Below are 18,060 nucleotides of genomic sequence, written 5' to 3'. Positions count from 1 at the left end.
GAACGGTCTCTTTATCAAAAGAGGTCGTTTTTTTATATTTCGGGAACTATTCACTTAGCAGTCTGTCTAATAGTAGAGGTGATTTCGTGGAACCACATTATTTACAGCATCTGAGTGGCGGGAGTGATAAAGACGTTATACTTGGGGACCTGATGACCCAATATGGAAACGACGTTTGGAACTTCGCGTTTTTTCTAACCCGTCATGCTGACGCAGCGGATGATCTCACTCAGGATGTGTTTTTATCCGTATATGACAAGTTATACAGCTTTCGAGGCGAATGTAGTGTGAAAAGCTGGCTATTGACGATCACGCGCAACAAGTCACTCAATTATTTGAAAAGTGCGTTCATCCGTAAAGTGACTTTGGTTGATTATGTTATTCGAAAAGGCTCCTCACGGTCGGCTGAAGCAGAGCTGTTTGATCGCTTGGAGACCCGCCATATTTGGGCAACTCTTATGCGGATTCCCCGCAAATTCAGAGAAATACTGCTTTTGAATGCTCATTATCAGCTAACGAACAAAGAAATTTCCATACTGCTTGAAATACCGGAAGCAACCGTCAAAACACGACTTCATCGAGCACGAAAAAAATTATCCGATATGCTGAACAACGATTACCAAGGAGGAGAGTGACAGTGACTATGAAAGAGCAACCGCCACAATGGAGCGAAGCGTTCAACTCATCCCCGTTCATGAAGCCTCGCTTTACGGAGCAAATGAAGCAGGACATCATGAACAAGACGAAGCAGCGGCCGCAAGCGAAAGAACAAAGGTCGCTCCTGTTGATTCCGGCGATGGCTATCCTTGTAGTTGTCAGTGCAATCATGGTATTCGCCCTCCTGCCGAAGAACGTTACAGAGCAAGGTCAGAATCCAACATCTGCAGCAGTAACAGACACTTGGACTGCTCGAATGGAATATCGACTTCATGATCAGACACTGTTCACTATTTTCCCTGACCCTAACCTTACTGCGGGCAGACCATTCGGGTATATGATTCATTTTACAGCGCCTTTTGCTACGTTTGCAGGTAACCAAATAGCGATCTCCGCTTATCATCAAGAAACCGGTATGAGCGTAATCGCACTCCCTCCACAAACAATTACAGAACCAAGCTCGGGGTATCCGGGTTTGGAGCGTTTTACAGCGACGTTTGCACTTCCTCTTGGTGGCATGTGGCGATATGAGGTGCTTGTAAACGATCAATTATACGGTGACGCTGTATTGTCTGTAGCGGAACCATCCTGGATGGTAAGTCCTACTTTTGAACTGCCTTATATAAGCGGGGATGGCAAGAACGGTTCCTATATTTTGGTTGGTGAGAAAGGAAAAGCTGGCTTTATTGTAGGTCCTTATCTAAATGAAAAGGGTGTAACACTAGACCAGCAACCTTTCATTGCAGGCAAGGGCAACAAATACATGTGGCATTTGTGGGGATCGGAGCAAGAGCTTGAGGGCGAATTCAAGGTAATGGCCGTCAAACAGGGTTCAACTGAACTCATACAAGTGTTCTCGACAAGTCAGTTAGGCGGAGGCCTGAATGGAGCTGATCGCACGGCGGTGTCATCCATGTCGTTGCCTGAACCTGGACGGTGGCGGCTTATGGCATACGTCAACGACCGCTTGCTTAACAGCATCGTTGTGGATGTGGTATCCAAATAGAAACGGTGCCATACACATGATCCACCTTACTCGGAGCCACATTGTTGATATACGGCCTTTTCTGCTGCAGCAGAAGAGGTCTTTGTATTGCGTTATTTGTGGCACCTACTGGCTCGCATACTTTTTGCTAGATACGGGAGGTCATCATTATATGGGAATTATTACATGTCGCCTTATCCTGCTTAACAACATACACGGCTTGCAGCTTTCACCATTGACCCCTTGGCAATATTCAGGATCGGTTGTTGGTAGAGATTGACCCTTATCTACATAAAACCTTTATATGTAGTTGACCCCTGGTTAACAAATGCGCTTTATACTGACAAAGATGCCAAGGAAGAACTCAGCTTCCCCATCAAATGCTAACCGCCTCTCTAAGGCCGTTACCGTCAGGAGTGAATGAAGCATGAGCCTCATGGAAAAACAACTCGGGAGCATTTCCAATAACAGACCAAAGCCAGCTGCCGTAGGCCGTACCCAAAGCCTTCACAAGCAGCGTCTGCAGGAAAATCTGCTTGCCTATTTATTTATGGCCCCCTCTCTGCTGCTGTTTGGCGTATTCCTATTTTATCCGCTGCTGCAATCCATCTATCTGAGTATGCATCTGACCGACCCGCGCGGACGCATTGCCGCATTTGTAGGCATGGCGAACTTCCAGGAGCTGTTCCTGTCAGAGCGCTTTTACCAAAGCTTGAAGGTAACGTTGTCCTTTACCCTGCTGACCGTCCCTACCTGTATCCTGTTGGCGCTGCTGCTGGCAGCACTGACGCAATCCAGACTGCGCGGCATGCGCGTGTTCCAGTTTATATTCTCTTTACCTATCGCCATCTCTGTCGGAACCGGCTCTGTGATCTGGATGATGCTGTTCCATCCAAGCGTCGGTACACTTAATTATTTTTTGAGCCTCGCGGGTATTTCACCTGTTGGTTGGCTTACCGATCCTGCCTGGGCGCTGATCTCTGTCTCGATGATGACGATCTGGATGACGCTTGGCTTCAATTACATCGTACTGCTGAGCGGACTACAGGGTGTGCCTGAGGAAATATATGACAGCGCCAAAATCGACGGCTCGGGACCGATCCGAACCTTCGTACAGCTAACGCTGCCGCTCGTATCGCCAACGCTATTTTTCGTAGCTATCGTATCGGTAATTGGAGCCTTCCAATCGTTTGGACAAATGCACATTTTGACCAAGGGTGGTCCGATGTACACGACCGATGTAGTCGTTTATAACATTTATCAGGATGCGTTTGTTAATTTCCGGTTCGGTATCGGCAGCGCACAGGCACTGGTTCTGTTCGCCATCATTCTTATTTTGACCGTGCTGCAGTTTACCTTTTTTGAAAAGAAGGTGCATTATCAATGACCACCCGCTTTCAAAATACCGTCGTATACCTTCTATTAGGTATCGCCGCAGCTTTGGTACTGTATCCTCTGCTGTTTACGTTCTCGGCAGCTCTGATGACTCCAGCGGAATCATCGTCCTACCCGCCCAAGCTGCTGCCTGGTGGATTGTATTGGGATAATTTCATTACTGTTACGCACCTGGTCCCGATCTTCACATTTATTATGAACAGCTTACTGATATCTACCGCCATTATGATCGGACAGCTGCTGACCGCCAGCATGGCCGCCTATGCCTTCTCTTTTTTAAGGTTCACAGGCAAAGGCATTCTGTTCGCGCTGTTCCTTTCCACGATGATGATTCCATGGGAGGTCACGATGATTCCCAATTATTTGACCGTTAAAAGCTGGGGCTGGCTGGACAGCTACGAAGGGCTGATTGTACCTTTTCTGGCTACGGCGTTCGGTACGTTTTTACTGCGCCAATTTTTCTTGCAGCTTCCTGCCGAGCTGTTCGAAGCAGCAAAGATCGATGGCTGCGGTCATATACGAAGCTTTTTCCAGATGGTCCTGCCCTTGGCTCGTCCGGCATTAGCGACACTTGGTGTTTACTCGTTCCTGACACATTGGAACATGTACCTGTGGCCGCTGCTGATCACAAACGGCGAGCAAATGCGTACCGTACAGATTGGAATCAGTATGCTGCAGTTCGAAGAAATGACTTCGTGGAATCTCGTATTAGCTGGCGTTACGTTGGTGATGCTGCCATCGCTGCTGCTTCTCGTGCTCGGAATCAAGCAGCTGGTTCGCGGTATTACAGCCGGGGCTGTGAAGGGTTAGCCTTACATTTGGTGGAAATAGCGCGTCCCCAAGACGCTCTATATAAATAAAACATTTTTTAAGGGAGCGAAGACGACAAATGATAAGCTGGAGTAGAAAAGGTTTAGTGACGCTTTGTATGGCCATCGTGATGCTCTTCATGGCAGCATGCGGCGGTACCCCAACACAACCGTCAGCCGCAAAGGGAACAGACAATAAAGAAATGGCCCCTAAGCCTGCTGCAAGCAAGGAACCGGTTAAGGTTGTATGGTGGCATTCCATGAGCGGAGAGCTTGGCAAAGCGATAGATAAACTTGTTGCTGACTTCAATGCATCGCAAAAAGATGTTGTCGTAGAAGCGGTTTTCCAAGGTACGTACGATGAAAGTCTGAACAAAATGAAAACGTCAATGGATTCCAAAAGCGGTCCTGCTCTGATTCAGGTATTCGAAATCGGCAGTCGTTTTATGATTGATTCCAAGGCGATTACCCCTATGCAAAAATTTATTGATGCCGACAAATATGACTTATCCCAGCTTGAAGAAAACATTCTCAATTATTATCGGATTGACGGCAAGCTGAACTCCATGCCTTTTAACACATCGAACCCGATCCTCTACTATAACAAGGATATGTTCAAAGCAGCAGGTCTTGATCCAGAGAAACCGCCAGCTACGTACGAAGAAGTAGCAGCAGCGTCCAAAGCATTAACCAAAGACGGCAAGTATGGCAATTCCTTCGCTATTTATGGTTGGTTTATGGAGCAATTTTTTGCCAACCAAGGTGCTGAGCTGCTGAATAACAGCAACGGCCGCAAAGGTCTGGCTACCGAATCAATGTTGAACAGTGACGCAGGCGTGAAAACACTTGCCTGGTGGAAGCAAATGGTGGATGATAAATCGTCCCTGAATCTGGGTCGTAAAACCGATGATACCAAAAAAGCCTTTATTGCCGGACAAGTTGCTATGACACTGGATTCCACAGGCTCTCTGCGCGGTATAGTTGACGGAGCACAAGGTAAATTCGCAGTGGGAACAGGCAATCTGCCTAAACCATCCGACGCTAAAGATGGCGGAGTTATTGTCGGAGGCGCCAGCGTTTATATTTTGAACAACCGCAGTGAAGCCGAGCAAAACGGCGCTTGGCAGTTTATCAAGTTCCTGGCTGAGCCTAAGCAGCAAGCTTACTGGCACGTTAACACTGGGTACTTCCCTATTACCAAAAAAGCTTATGACGAACAAGTCGTAAAAGACAATCTGGTGAAATATCCTCAGCTGAAAACAGCCGTTGACCAGCTTCACGCTACCAAAGCCAACACGGCAACACAAGGCGCTGTCATGGGCGTATTCCCGGAAGCTCGCCAGCTTACAGAAGGTGCGATTGAAGAGGTTCTTAATGGCAAGAAACAACCGAAGGAGGCACTTGACGGTGCAGCCAAGGAAATTACCGGTAAGCTCGGTACTTACAATAAAACTGTAAAGTAATTTATACTTTCAAAAAGCACCATACACGTACAAAAGGGGCCTCGGTACATACCGAAGTCCCTTTGTTTATCATCACCATGTATACTCAAGCTCCAACAAAAAGCCTGTTGAGTCTGGCTTCACAGCAGCACATATTTACCGAATCTTTAACGGTCCTTTAAATAGTAAGCTTTAAGAATATCGTCCATAACCTTGCTTGTTCTAATCGCGCTGCTCCCTGTGCTGGAGCATATCCCTTGACCCCGTAAAGCATCGACAACCGTTTGAATCAAGGGCTGCTGGATATGGTGCGGATGCTCGATCATGTACTGCTCCTCACCTTCTAAGGTAGATACAACGATCGGATTGTTCTGAAAGGTAGAAAATGTAATTTTCCCTTTGGTGCCCACAATCTCGTTCTTGTCCATATCCTCATAAGAGGTAAAACACCAATTTCCGGTACCGAATACACCGGACTCAAATTGATACGTCCCCGTTACAATATCCTCAGCCTCGTAATGGTGCCCTTGATTGCCCGCGAAGCCTTGTATACTCGCAATAGGCCCTAACAAATAATCAAGCAGATCAAGCGTATGGCTGGCTACATCCACAAACAGCCCACCCCCGGATATTTCCGGCTGGACCCTCCAGGAGCTTTTTTTAAACTGCCCCAAATGTATCGTAGTTACCAAGCGAACCTCACCAATGATTCCGCTCTCAAGAAGCTCCTTCACTTTCAGAAATCTGGGTAATTGTCTCCTGTAATAGGCAACAAACAGGGGCACATCCGCTTGGCGGCTTGCCTCCAGCATTTCCTCGCATTCCGCTACATTCATCGCCATCGGCTTTTCCACATAAACTGGCTTTCCCGCTTTCATGGCTTTGATCGCATATTCTTTATGAAAGGCTGGCGGTGTGGCGATATAAACTGCGTCTACCTGCGGATCCTCGATGAGCAGCTCAGCATCACTGTACCACTTCGGCACGTTATGCCTGCGGGCATAATCTTCCGCCAATGCGGCGTCTCTTCGCATGACAGCAACCAGCTCAGAATGTTCAGCCTTTTGAAAGCCTGGACCACTTTTGACTTCAGTTACGTCTCCGCAGCCGATAATTCCCCAACGAATTGTTTGCATAGATAAATAATCCCTCCTGATAAATAATAATTGGATGAACCTCAATGAGAGTTAAGTATGCACCCATCATACCATTAATGGCACTATTTATCCGAAGGGATTCCTTATTTATTGATGTTCCTGCTGACTTGGCTGTTCCAGATGATCTGGCTGTTCAAAAAGAGTATTTTGCGCTTGCAAGCTCTGCTGCTCTTCAAACTCCTGATCCTTATGCTTATGCTGCTCACGCGCTAGCTGGTTCTGTTGATTTTCAATCCACAGACGTAAAAGTCCATCCACATCAGCAGCATGCTTTGTTGGGATTTGATGCGGAGCACCGCGAATAAAATGCAGAGTACTGTGCGGCAGCCTCGTCTGCATCACCCTTGCATATTGATGGAACCGGGTATCTCTCTGTCCAAAGAGCAGCAGGATCGGTGCTTGAATCTCATACAGCCGATCCGTACAATTGAAACTCAGCACCTGCTCATGATATTGAGCGATATTCAATACATTTCCTGAATTACAGCTGTCGTACATCGATTTAAAGATATGAAAATTAGTTGCATTGCCTCCAGCATCGAGAGCGGATAACAAGCGTTTTCCATGAAGTCCGCATAACAAGTGTGCGATCCATACCAGGCCTCTCTGAATAGGGTCTGTTAATTCCGATGTTGAGCCTATCAGGATTGCCCCCAGATAACGGTCCGGATCGCTCAGAAGTGCTTGCAAAACGATTTGACCCCCTACCGAGTACCCGCACAAATAGGCTTGGCCAATTCCAAGGGAATCCAAAAGCTGCCTTATATCTTCAGCGATCATTGTATAGGAAAGTGGCTCTTCCGAAAAACGGCTTTTACCGTGGCCACGAATATCGAAGGTAATGATTTGATAACGGTCGGATAAAGAGGCACGCTGATAGCTGAAGATTTCTCCGGTTAAAAGAATCGGATGTATGCACACAATCGGTATTCCTTGACCCACGCTCTCATAATAGAGAGCCGTTCCATTCACATCGACAAATGGCATGCTGGTGCCCATCCTTTCTTACTGTGCTTTTTGTCTATGTTTTCTGTCCTGTTAGAATACCCGAATCATCCCATTTCATACGACAAAAAGCCTCATTGGGTCACAATGAGACTTCGTTCAGCAGGAGGCTTCGGCTATAGCTCCAGTAACGATTTATGTATCTTGATAACGACTTTTTTAATCTTCTGATCCTCTTTAACACTACAAACTGGACGATGAATATCGCTCGGATAAAAAACAGTAAAGTTCCCGGGAAGCAGCAGGATCGAGCTTTCCACACTTGTTGTTTTATAAAAAGCAATATCTCGTGATGCGAAATCTTCTTCGGAAATGACTGCTTCTGATGTTAGGCGTGCCACCTTGATCAGCTCTTCACCTTCGATCAGGTATTGAATATCGATGTAGGTTTGGTGTGATTCCGGACGCTGCTTCTCCCAGCTTTGAGTTGTCGGCTCCTGAACCATCACAAACATTAAATCACCTTCAATATCATGCTTGCCTGGCGCCATAGTGCTAAAATCGGTGGAACGGATATACTCCAAGCCACGGTTAAGCGCTTTCGGATAAAGTGCCTTTTCAAGTTCCCAAGTTGCCAAATCACTGAAAATCATGAATGATGCCTCCCCAACATATCGATGTTTGTACAGATAGCTGCTGTGCAGAATCTGCCCTTTTCAGTATAAGCTTCTTTGATTCTATTTAAAAGACCGATGATGTTCGGTGAAGTCTGACGAAGTCCGGTGAATAAGTCCCGCTGCGCGGCCAAATATCCTTTCGATCGCTGTCGTTTCCGTATTTTTTGATTTTATAAGATATTTATCGGTAAAAGTACGGAAGCAAAGGCAAACGCTAACGCTTCTACAGGATTATTTGGCCGCTCCGCTCATTATTCACCGGACTTTTAAAAGAACTTAACTAAAAAAGACTTATTCATGGAACAAAAAAACTGGATTCCTTATCGTGGAATCCAGTCATTAGACTAACGATGCATACATTAGATTGATAGCCTAATATTTAATCAGGCTAATCCTGTTAGCCATTAATAATTTCGCCACCATTGATATGCAGAAATTGTCCTGACATGTAAGAGGAATCATCCGATGCCAAAAAGACGTAAGAGGGTCCAAGCTCCTCTGGCTGACCCGGTCTTTTCATGGGCGTATCTCCACCAAACTCACTGACTTTTTTGGCATCAAAGGTTGAAGGAATCAGTGGTGTCCAGATCGGTCCCGGTGCTACACCGTTAACCCGAATGCCCTTATCCGCCAAGCTCATCGACAACGACCGGGTGAAAGCGACGATAGCCCCCTTAGTGGAAGAGTAGTCTATCAGCTGCGGATTACCCTTATAAGCCGTGATCGAAGCCGTATTAATAATGGCCGCACCTGACTTCAAATGAGGTAAAGCCGCCTTCGTAAAATAAAAATACGAGAAAATATTAGTACGGAACGTTTTTTCCAGCTGCTCCTGTGTAATATTTTCAATCGATTCCTGTGGATGCTGCTCAGCAGCATTGTTAACCAAAATATCGAGCTTGCCAAAGGTAGCTATACTTTTGCGTACAACCTCCTGGCAAAAGGCCTCATCGCCCACATCACCGGCAATCAGTAAACAGCGGCGTCCTTCCTTTTCGATCAGTCTCATCGTTTCCTTGGCATCGCTGTGCTCATTCAGATAGACGATCACAACGTCCGCTCCTTCAGCTGCATAACATACTGCCGCTGCCTTGCCTATGCCGCTATCTCCTCCGGTAATAATCGCTACCTTCCCGAGCAGCTTACCGCTGCCCTTGTATTGGCGGTCAACGGAATTCGGCTTCGGATTCATCTCGCTCTCCAGTCCGGGCTGGCGATTCTGATGCTGTGGAGGCATCGTTTGTGTGGGTGATTTGGTTGGCATGGGTATCTCTCCTTTTCTTATTAAAGTGATGATGTCCCAATCATGTGTTGCTGTAAGCTAGCTTGTACATATGGATAAGCTTTTATGTGGCTTTCAGTGGTTACGAGTAATTATGTGAAGTTTCAACGGTACCGTTCTTACGGTGAATAATTGCGCTGGTATTCGTATCTGATGCCCATTGCTTCGCTTTCTCGACGGCTTCTGCCTTTGTTTCCGTATTCAAACGAACATCATGCAAGCCCTCTTCCTTGACAGCCCATCCGTCTCCGTCGGGAACCACATGCAGATTGTGCCTGTTGTGCTCGTTATGGGAAGGTGATTGTCGGCTACTTTGAGTTGAGGTTGCTTCCTTCTCCTCATGTTTTTGTCTGTGTAAGGGATGATTATCATCCCACTCTTCCGCCTTGGCCGTAGCAATAGCGATTGCTCTGCCTTCCTCATACCCATCCTCCAACAAGGCATTTGCGATTTCGACTGCTTTATTGCGGACGCGAGGCTCCAAATTTTTCATTGAAACGGGGTAATCATTCTTTTTCCATGGCATAGTAGTCCCTCCTGGAATTAGTCATTACTTTATTTTATTAGCCAATTGACCTTGAATCGAATCATTCATTCAAATGCTTCTAACATCAACCGTCGAATTTTCCGCAAAAAAATACCCCAGCTGCCACCGCGGCAACTGGGGTTCAAGTTTATATATTTTAAAAGGGGGTCATCTATTAGTATAGGCTAAGAACATTAAACGAAGATGAAGCGTATGTTTCAATTCGATTACAATCGTGAGGCAAATTGTATCGGCATTTACGTCATGTTCATAATGTAAACAGTGACACTCTATGTTATATTCGAAAAATGTTTGCCTGAAGTTGAAGCTGCTCTTCCTCTTTATGCTGAATAGATTGCGTGGACATCCGCTTACTGGACATATATAGTAAAACCATCACGAAAATATATAGGTATAAGAGCTTCGTTATGCTTCAATGCCAGTTTTGCTGCGCAAAACTTTAAGGAGGGTTCATCAAACCATGAAAAAATGGACAAGTTGTTGGCTTCCCTTGATGATCATTATCACCGTGCTGTTCGTACCCTTGACCTCAATCCCGAATACTCATGCTGCCAATACCGTTACCTTCAGCGATACCGTACGACACTGGGGTGCAGATGCAATCGACTGGGCTGTGCTTAATAAAGTTGTGGATGGTTATGCCGATGGTACCTTTCACCCGGATAACCCGGTCTCTGAACCCGAGTTTCTCGCTATGCTGCTTCGGGCTTATCCTGAGATCAAATTACCTGACGCCGCTGCTGGATTGCCTTGGTATACACCCTACTACGACATGGCTGCAGCTCAGAAGTGGCCAGTACTGTCTGCCAGCAACCGTGACCAATTTAATCGGGGCCATGTAGCCCTGATAATCGCCGCTACACAAAAAGGTACCGTGAGCTTAACCGATGCCATATCGTTTTTACTCAACCAAGGTTTGTCCAAAGGCAAAACAGCCGCTACAGTCGAAGGCTACCGGGCAGCCGATAAGCTTTCTCGTGCCGAGGCTGTACAGTTCATACGTAATCTGAAGCAAATGCAGTTCCAGCTTTCAGCAAGTAAGGATGCTGCCGGTTCTGCTCCAAGCGTACCTGCTCCAGTAACACCAGATGTACCTGTCAGCCCAACTGCACCCACAGGATCAGTCTCATCCTCCGCTGTCATTACCTTGAAGGAAGTGCATATTGGGGACACATTGGAAGCAACCCTTAGCAAGCTGGGTCAACCAGCCCGTAAGGATGCCAGTGAATACGGCTTTACCTGGTATGTGTACAATCAGGATTACACCAGCTATGCGCAGATCGGCATCAGTGATAATAAGGTAGTTGCCCTGTATTCCCTGTCTACCAACTGGTCCAATAATAAGGGCATCCAAGACGGATCAGCCAAATCCGAGGTGATTAATCGATACGGTAATCCCCTGGAATCGATAAGAAAGGGTAATACCCGATTTATATTCAATTATGGAAACGGTGAAAGTGGCACCTATGAAATTGACGGCGTCTACGTTACCTTCTTTTATGACCTGTTCCAGAATAATGTTGTAACCGGAGTGCAGGCAGTCGCCAAACCCAATGAGCTCGCTTTGGAATCTTTTTATCCAAAAGAAAGCCCAGCTTTAATCACAGCCTATGAACGGGAAGCGTTCGATCTGGCCAATGCACACCGCACCAAGCTTGGAAAGTCCATTCTGGTATGGAACGATACCATCGCCGGCACAGCCCGCAAGCATAGCATGGATATGGCCGCCAGAAATTATTTTGCACATGAAACCCCGGAAGGTAAAAGTCCTTTTGATCGAATGAAAGATGATGGGTTGAAACTACGTGCTGCATCAGAAAATATAGCCGCAGGACAGACGAGCGCCATATTCGCCCATCATGGCTGGATGAACTCGGAAGGTCATCGCAAGGCTCTGCTAAGCGATATTGAGCGTCTTGGTGTAGGAGTCGCATTTGGCGGGAAAATGAGTATATATTATACTGAAAATTTTTATACGCCGTAAATTTTGCTATCTTGCCATCCTTCTTATAGCATACTTTTTAAAAAAGCGTACCTGGCTTCAACAGCCAGGTACGCTTTTTTTATTTGAACACAAGCAATCGTTCTTCGATCGGTTTAAATTCTTTATCTCCCGGAGGTGCGGTCGGTGTCCCAAATGGCATTTGGGCTACGAGCTGCCAGTTCTCCGGCAATTTCCATTCCGTCTTGACCTTCTCGTCAATCAGCGGATTGTAATGCTGCAGACTGGCGCCAAGCCCTTCACTCTCGAGCGCTGTCCAGATCACAAACTGATGCATCGCATTCGTATGCTGTGCCCATACAGGAAAACGATCCTGATAAGTCACAAATGCCTCCTGCATGCCTGTAACCACGTGCTGATCTTCAAAGAACAGGATGGTCCCATAGCCGTTGCGAAATCCATCCATACGCTGCTTGGTCGATTCAAACTGGTCTGCCGGAACGATTGCTTTCAAAATATCAGTCGTGATATCCCACAGCTTATCATGCTGGGCCGCTAATAGCACCACAACTCTTGTACTCTGCGAATTAAAAGCTGAAGGCACGTGTTTAACTGCATCTTCGACAATTTCCAGAATACGCTCATCCGATATCGGAGATTTCTTACTAATTGCATACATACTGCGTCGTTCTCTAACCGCTGTCAAAAAGTCCTTTGCCATCATTGATACCTCCATTATCTTATAAATGCTCACATTCTTTTATATAGTTACCCACTGGACACCAAATTATAACCTAGGCTGCCGGGCTTAACTCGAATACGAAAGTCTCTGGTTTTCTACCCATCACGTATTCATTTATGTAACACCTCAGTTGATCTCTCACCTTTTACGAGCTGTTTTCGGATCCTTAATATGACTAATTTCTGTATATTCCATGATTATAGACCTATACATATAAATTTCGTATTATTTTTCATTAATTTGTAAGATTTTCGCGAAATATGATGTTATAATGCCCATAGCACTTTCCTGTATTTTACATCTTCTTAGTCTCGTGAGCCTATAAATTTTGTAGAACACAGGTCCAAAGTAACAATTATTAAGCAGCCATTATAAGGAGGAACAAATGTGTTTTTAAGAAATCGTTACAGTAAAATCAGTGGATTCCTGGTTTTTATGCTGTTGTTTGGCATGCTGGTACCCACTTGGGCATTCGGTGCTGACACTCCAGTAGAATTAACGGATATCTCTGGTTCTTACGCTCAAAAAGAAATACGGAATTTGGTAGATAACGGTGTGATCAGCGGCTATGAGGATGGGTCCTTTCAACCTGCTAAAGCGATGAGTCGTGCAGAATTGGCCAAAATCATCGTTTTATCTCTCGGTCTAAAAGAAAATACGGAACGGGCATCTGCTTTTACAGACGTCGGTAAAAACGATTGGTACCAAGGTTTTGTAGGTGCATTGGTTGAATCCGGAATAACACAAGGAACATCGGCAACCACATTCTCGCCTAACGCAAAAGTGACAAGAGAAGAACTCATTGTATTTTTTATTCGTGCTATGGGTCTTGAGGAAGCAGCCGGAAAGATAGCAGTAGATGCTAATTTGTCTGACTTGAAACAAGTTTCAAGCTGGGCTCAGTCACATGTATCATTAGCTTTCAAAATCGGTTTCGTCAATGGAATCGAGAGTCACGATGGCACTTTAAAATTTAGCCCTAAGGATCATGCAGAAAGACAGGCTTTGGCTCGGTTAGCTTATGAGTTCAATACGAGCAAAGCAGCATACATAAGCAAAGGGAAAGATTTTGCCAATACGGGCTTGTCTGATGTTAGCTCGGTGTCGGTTGTGAACAACAGCAGCGTCGAAGTTACCTTCCACAAGGACGTTATTACCGTTAATGAGACGGACTTTACTTTTGATAATGGGTTGAATATTACGAACGCAGCGTTGAAAACCGACAGCAAAACTGTTGTAGTATTGACAACTAGCATTCAATCAACTGGAACGGTATATAAGCTGAGCTATAGAGGTAAAGATACCGGCTTAACCTTTACAGGATTTGCTGCTGGTGGTTTTGGCGGCGGGGGTGGTGGAGGTGGTGGAAGCGGACAAAACTCTCCTGTAATTCCTCCTTTAAAATCCGATCTTGATAAAGTGAATAGCGGCGGTACATACGATTCTCTCTTTATTACATCTTCTGGAACAGTTGGTCCTGCTGACGGAGCAGCTAAAACAATTGTTACAGGTACGCTGACATTAAATCCTGGTGCTGGTGGTGAGATTTTGCTGCAGAATGTGGAGGCTGCTAATATTGTAGTGGCTTCAGGCAGCTCTAACTCCATTAAATTGAAAAATACGATCATTACCACGTTAAGAGTAGCTGCCAATAATCAATCAGAGCCTGTTCGGATCGAGTCCCTCAGCGGTTCCGAAGTGACAAATACCAATATACAGTCCAAGGTAATCATGGAATCCAGTGCCGGAAGCCTGGGAATGATCACAATCGGATCAGGTGCCCAAGGACAAGAGATTGAATTAAGAGGCACCATCAAAGGTGATGTTACTGTACAAGGTGAAGGTGCGAAGATCAAGATTGCCGCCCCAAAAGACGGAGGCACTTCATCCATAGCAAACTTGAACGTAGGCACTAACGCAACGATCAGTGCAGCCACAGGTACCTCCTTAGGAAGCTTGAGCATCACGGCGCCGAACACTTCGGTAACTCTAAATGGTGAAGGTGAATTTCGCTCGGTTACCGTGTCTAAGGAAGCACAAGGCACAACCTTGAACCTTTCAAGTACGAGCACCAAAATTTCTGCGCTTCAATTAAATGCAAATATTAAATTAGAAGGCGATGCCGCTGTAATCGGGACTATTCCCATTACCGCTAGCCCCGGAGTTAAAGTAGAGGCATCTCCAGCATTAATCAATACTTTGAAGGCTAATGCCATTGCTGCTATCGCGGCCATTGGATCCTTTAATTCGTATTCTGCGGAAGTGGATGCCGCAATTACTGCAGCAGAGACGATTGCGAATAATGCGATCCTGCTTGGAGTAGCTGAAGCGGATATTACCGGTTATTCGACAAAGCTGGTTGAATACAAACGCTTGATGACCACATTCGCTTTGGAAGTGGCCTATCAGGATTTGAAAATAGGTTTTGCAGGAACTGATACGCTGCAGGCTGTTACGCAAAATATCGTGCTTTCGACAGTTGATGCTTTACGAGGGGTCAGCATAACTTGGAAATCCTCCCAACCATCGGTTGTAAGCAGCACGGGTCTGGTGACTCGCCCTGCACTAGGACAAGCAGATGTACAAGTTATCTTAACAGCTTTAATATCCAAAAATGGTCAAGTACGGGATGTTGAATATCCGATTACAGTATTAGCCCAAAGAACTTCCGTTCCGGTTGAGCCTACAGTACCCATTCTGGACTCATTATCCGTCGAACCAAGCAGCATCACCTTAAAGACTTTGGGTGCAACCCAGCCATTGAGCATCGTTGCAAAATACTCGGATGCCACGATTCGTCCAGTAACGAAAGAAGCTTCTTATACTAGCAGCACGCCGACTGTAGCCTCAGTAAGTAAAGAAGGTATTGTTACGGCTATAGCTAACGGGACAGCCGGTATTACGATTAGCTACGGTGGGAAAACAGTGACAGTGCCTGTTATTGTGGATGTACCTTCTGGACCAACAGATCCTTTTGGATTAAAGCCAATCGCAGGTGATGCCCAGGTATCGTTGTCTTGGAATCCATTAGGATCGAACGTTACCTATCAGGTTTACAGCTCCAAGACAAGCGGATCATATACCCAAGCGCCTACAACGGTAACGGGTACTACGTATACAGTAAACCGATTGGATAACGGAACGAAGTACTACTTTATAGTTAAAGCTATGGTAAATGGCGTCTTCACCGCGTCTAACGAAGTGAGTGCCATACCAATGGTCGATTCAAGAGAAAAAACCGCAAAACCTACTGTATCCGGCAATGTATATACCAACGGATTTTTACTAAGCGGAAAAGTTGGACCAGAGGAAACTTGGACTACTATTAAATTAACAAAAAAAGACGGCACCTATCTTTCTGGAAGCAGTGCAAACAGGGATGGCACATTCATTATTAGTCCCATCAGTTACTACTATACTAATTTAGTCATTTTGGAAGGCGAGGAACTGCTGCTTATTGCTCAAGCCGAAGGGAAGAAGCAGAGTGATCCTGTGACATTGGTCGTACAAGTTCCCAACGGTCAAACCAAAACGCCTACTTTTATAAGTGATGTCTACGAGGCATCGAACGTAATCAGTGTTAATGCGGAACCAGAAGCGTTTATTACCGTAAAGGAAAATACCAAAGGTTACAATTTGATCTTCGCGACGGAATCAAATAGTGGCACCTATAAGATATATGTTAATGGTCAATTTAACGTAGGTGACCAACTGCAGTTTACCGCCACTGTGCCCGGTAAAGCTACTAGTGATCCTGTTATTATGACCGTAAAAGCATCTTTGAAAACCGAGAAGCCTACCGTAAACGGCAATGCATATACCAACGGATTCATTCTCAACGGAAAAGCAGAACCCGGATTTGCAAATAACTGGGGATCAGTTTCTTTATCTAAAAAAGACGGTACCTATGTTGCCGGAGGCGGGGTTAGATCAGATGGTGCATATACCATTCAATCAAGTCCATACATCTCTGATCTGATGCTTACTGTCGGTGAGGAGCTGTTGCTAACCGCACAGGTCGAGGGCAAAAAGAAAAGTGATCCTGTATCCATTTTCGTACAGGCAACTACAGGCCGAACTGACTCCGTCATGACCGATATAATCAATGAAACCACTATTAGTGGTTGGGCACCATTCGGATCCGTACTCACCATAAAGGATGATTTAAATCGTCACAATATGAGGACTTTTGTTTCATCCATTGATGGCTTTTTCAACATTAGGATACAGACTGGAACCTTCCAGATAGGTGAACGGCTGACAATAACTGCCGCCTTCATAGGGAAATCTGCTAGCGATCCGATCTACGCGTTCGTTCAGGAAGCCCTGAAAACCGAAAAACCAACTATTGCTGGAAGCGTATATCCCAATGCATATGCTATAGAGGGAACTACAGTTCCCGGATTTGAGCAAAAGTGGACCGACCTGATTTTATCTAAACAAGATGGTACAAATATAACCTCGATCGCTGTTAATAGGGATGGTCGTTTTTCAATAACTGATCTAATTAACAATTCCTACGTTAATATTTTTGCGGGTGAAGAGCTGCTATTGACATCTCAAGCATATGGCAAAAAGATGAGTGATCCTGCAAAAATCATCGTACGGGCAGTTACCGGCCAAACGGCGATACCTACGAATATATCTGCCTCGGAAGCCACCATCAGTGGATATGCAGAGCCCGGTGCAATCGTCAGCATAAAAACCAGCTTGAAGGGAATCAATACGTCTACACGTGCGTCAACATATGACGGCTCCTTTAGTATGGAAATGCTCCCAGCTGGTATGTTTAATGCAGGAGAGCAGCTGACAATTACAGCAATTACACTTGGGAAAGCGACTAGCGATGTGGTCAATGTTATCGTGCAAGCATCACCGAAAACCGCAGTGCCTAAGGTTAATGGAAATTTGTATACAAATGGATTTATGTTGACTGGAACCGTAGATTCCGGATCAACATATGCCTACATTACCTTGAATAAGCAAGATGGTTCGTTTGTTGGATCATTTCCTACATGGTCGGATGGTACTTTCTCATCAAGTCAGCTTATCCAATCTTACGTTACACTGATTGCGGGGGAAGAGCTGCTGGTAACGGCTCAAGCCAAAAACAAGAATAGAAGCGAGCCTTTCAAAATCATTGTACAAGAAACTGTCGGCCAAACATCCGTACCCACTATTCTTGATGGTGTAATTACAAATCATTTAAGTGGACACGCAGAACCCGGTGCCATCATTACTCTGACAAACGATTCGAGAGCACACACTTTTGTTGCTACTGCATCAGCGGACGGTAACTATATGATTTATTGGTCAACAGATGCATTTAAAGCTGGAGATCAACTATCTCTCAATGCTACATCACTTGGAAAAGCAACAAGCGACACCGTACACATCACACTGCTACCGTCTCCTTAATATTTTTAGTGAAATAATACCAAAAAGGTGCTTATCAGTTTCATCCGATAAGCACCTTTTGT

13 protein-coding genes are annotated in these 18,060 nt (G+C 45.4%); 7 read left to right on the top strand and 6 right to left on the bottom strand.

Features of this window, described 5'->3' with window-relative positions:
- Positions 1 to 86 precede the first annotated feature (86 nt).
- The 5 genes from OB236_RS17550 (at position 87) to OB236_RS17530 (ending at position 5,309) form a co-directional block, all read left to right on the top strand.
- Positions 87 to 635: an RNA polymerase sigma factor gene (locus tag OB236_RS17550; RefSeq protein WP_262685165.1), complete on the top strand. Its 549-nt coding sequence runs from the start codon at positions 87 to 89 to the stop codon at positions 633 to 635.
- 8 nt (positions 636 to 643) lie between these two features.
- A complete protein-coding gene (locus tag OB236_RS17545; RefSeq protein ID WP_262685189.1) occupies positions 644 to 1,663 on the top strand; it encodes a DUF4871 domain-containing protein in 1,020 nt (339 codons plus the stop codon).
- 415 nt (positions 1,664 to 2,078) lie between these two features.
- Complete coding sequence (locus tag OB236_RS17540) at positions 2,079 to 3,029, top strand: carbohydrate ABC transporter permease (protein ID WP_262685188.1); 951 nt, start codon at positions 2,079 to 2,081, stop codon at positions 3,027 to 3,029.
- Positions 3,026 to 3,847, top strand: coding sequence for a carbohydrate ABC transporter permease (locus tag OB236_RS17535; protein ID WP_262685164.1), 822 nt, complete (start codon positions 3,026 to 3,028; stop codon positions 3,845 to 3,847). Before OB236_RS17540 ends, OB236_RS17535 begins: the two co-directional genes overlap by 4 nt.
- Before the next feature lie 79 nt (positions 3,848 to 3,926).
- Positions 3,927 to 5,309, top strand: coding sequence for an ABC transporter substrate-binding protein (locus tag OB236_RS17530; RefSeq protein ID WP_262685163.1), 1,383 nt, complete (start codon positions 3,927 to 3,929; stop codon positions 5,307 to 5,309).
- Between the two features lie 146 nt (positions 5,310 to 5,455).
- Here OB236_RS17530 and OB236_RS17525 read toward each other — a convergent pair whose 3' ends face one another.
- From OB236_RS17525 to OB236_RS17505, 5 genes are all read right to left on the bottom strand, one after another.
- Positions 5,456 to 6,424: a Gfo/Idh/MocA family protein gene (locus OB236_RS17525; protein WP_262685162.1), complete on the bottom strand. Its 969-nt coding sequence runs from the start codon at positions 6,422 to 6,424 to the stop codon at positions 5,456 to 5,458.
- Between the two features lie 108 nt (positions 6,425 to 6,532).
- Positions 6,533 to 7,432 (bottom strand): alpha/beta fold hydrolase, encoded by a 900-nt coding sequence (locus tag OB236_RS17520; RefSeq protein WP_262685161.1) that lies wholly within the window; start codon positions 7,430 to 7,432, stop codon positions 6,533 to 6,535.
- Positions 7,433 to 7,566: 134 nt separating this feature from the next.
- Positions 7,567 to 8,043, bottom strand: a complete 477-nt coding sequence (locus OB236_RS17515) for a YhcH/YjgK/YiaL family protein (RefSeq protein ID WP_262685160.1) — start codon at positions 8,041 to 8,043, stop codon at positions 7,567 to 7,569.
- Between the two features lie 421 nt (positions 8,044 to 8,464).
- Positions 8,465 to 9,331, bottom strand: coding sequence for an SDR family oxidoreductase (locus OB236_RS17510; RefSeq protein ID WP_076230978.1), 867 nt, complete (start codon positions 9,329 to 9,331; stop codon positions 8,465 to 8,467).
- A gap of 100 nt (positions 9,332 to 9,431) precedes the next feature.
- Positions 9,432 to 9,875: a DUF2188 domain-containing protein gene (locus OB236_RS17505; protein WP_262685159.1), complete on the bottom strand. Its 444-nt coding sequence runs from the start codon at positions 9,873 to 9,875 to the stop codon at positions 9,432 to 9,434.
- A 481-nt stretch (positions 9,876 to 10,356) separates the two neighbouring features.
- Between OB236_RS17505 and OB236_RS17500 the strand changes: the two genes are divergently transcribed.
- A complete protein-coding gene (locus OB236_RS17500) occupies positions 10,357 to 11,880 on the top strand; it encodes a CAP-associated domain-containing protein (RefSeq protein WP_262685158.1) in 1,524 nt (507 codons plus the stop codon).
- Positions 11,881 to 11,959: 79 nt separating this feature from the next.
- On the opposite strand, the gene OB236_RS17495 is transcribed toward OB236_RS17500, so the two are convergent.
- Positions 11,960 to 12,559 (bottom strand): nitroreductase family protein, encoded by a 600-nt coding sequence (locus OB236_RS17495; RefSeq protein WP_076230972.1) that lies wholly within the window; start codon positions 12,557 to 12,559, stop codon positions 11,960 to 11,962.
- A 408-nt stretch (positions 12,560 to 12,967) separates the two neighbouring features.
- On the opposite strand from OB236_RS17495, the gene OB236_RS17490 reads away from it, so the two are divergent.
- Positions 12,968 to 17,998, top strand: coding sequence for an S-layer homology domain-containing protein (locus OB236_RS17490; RefSeq protein WP_262685157.1), 5,031 nt, complete (start codon positions 12,968 to 12,970; stop codon positions 17,996 to 17,998).
- Positions 17,999 to 18,060 lie beyond the last annotated feature (62 nt).

The sequence above is a fragment of the Paenibacillus baimaensis genome, from assembly GCF_025567575.1.
This window is presented reverse-complemented; position numbering and strand designations above follow the sequence as displayed.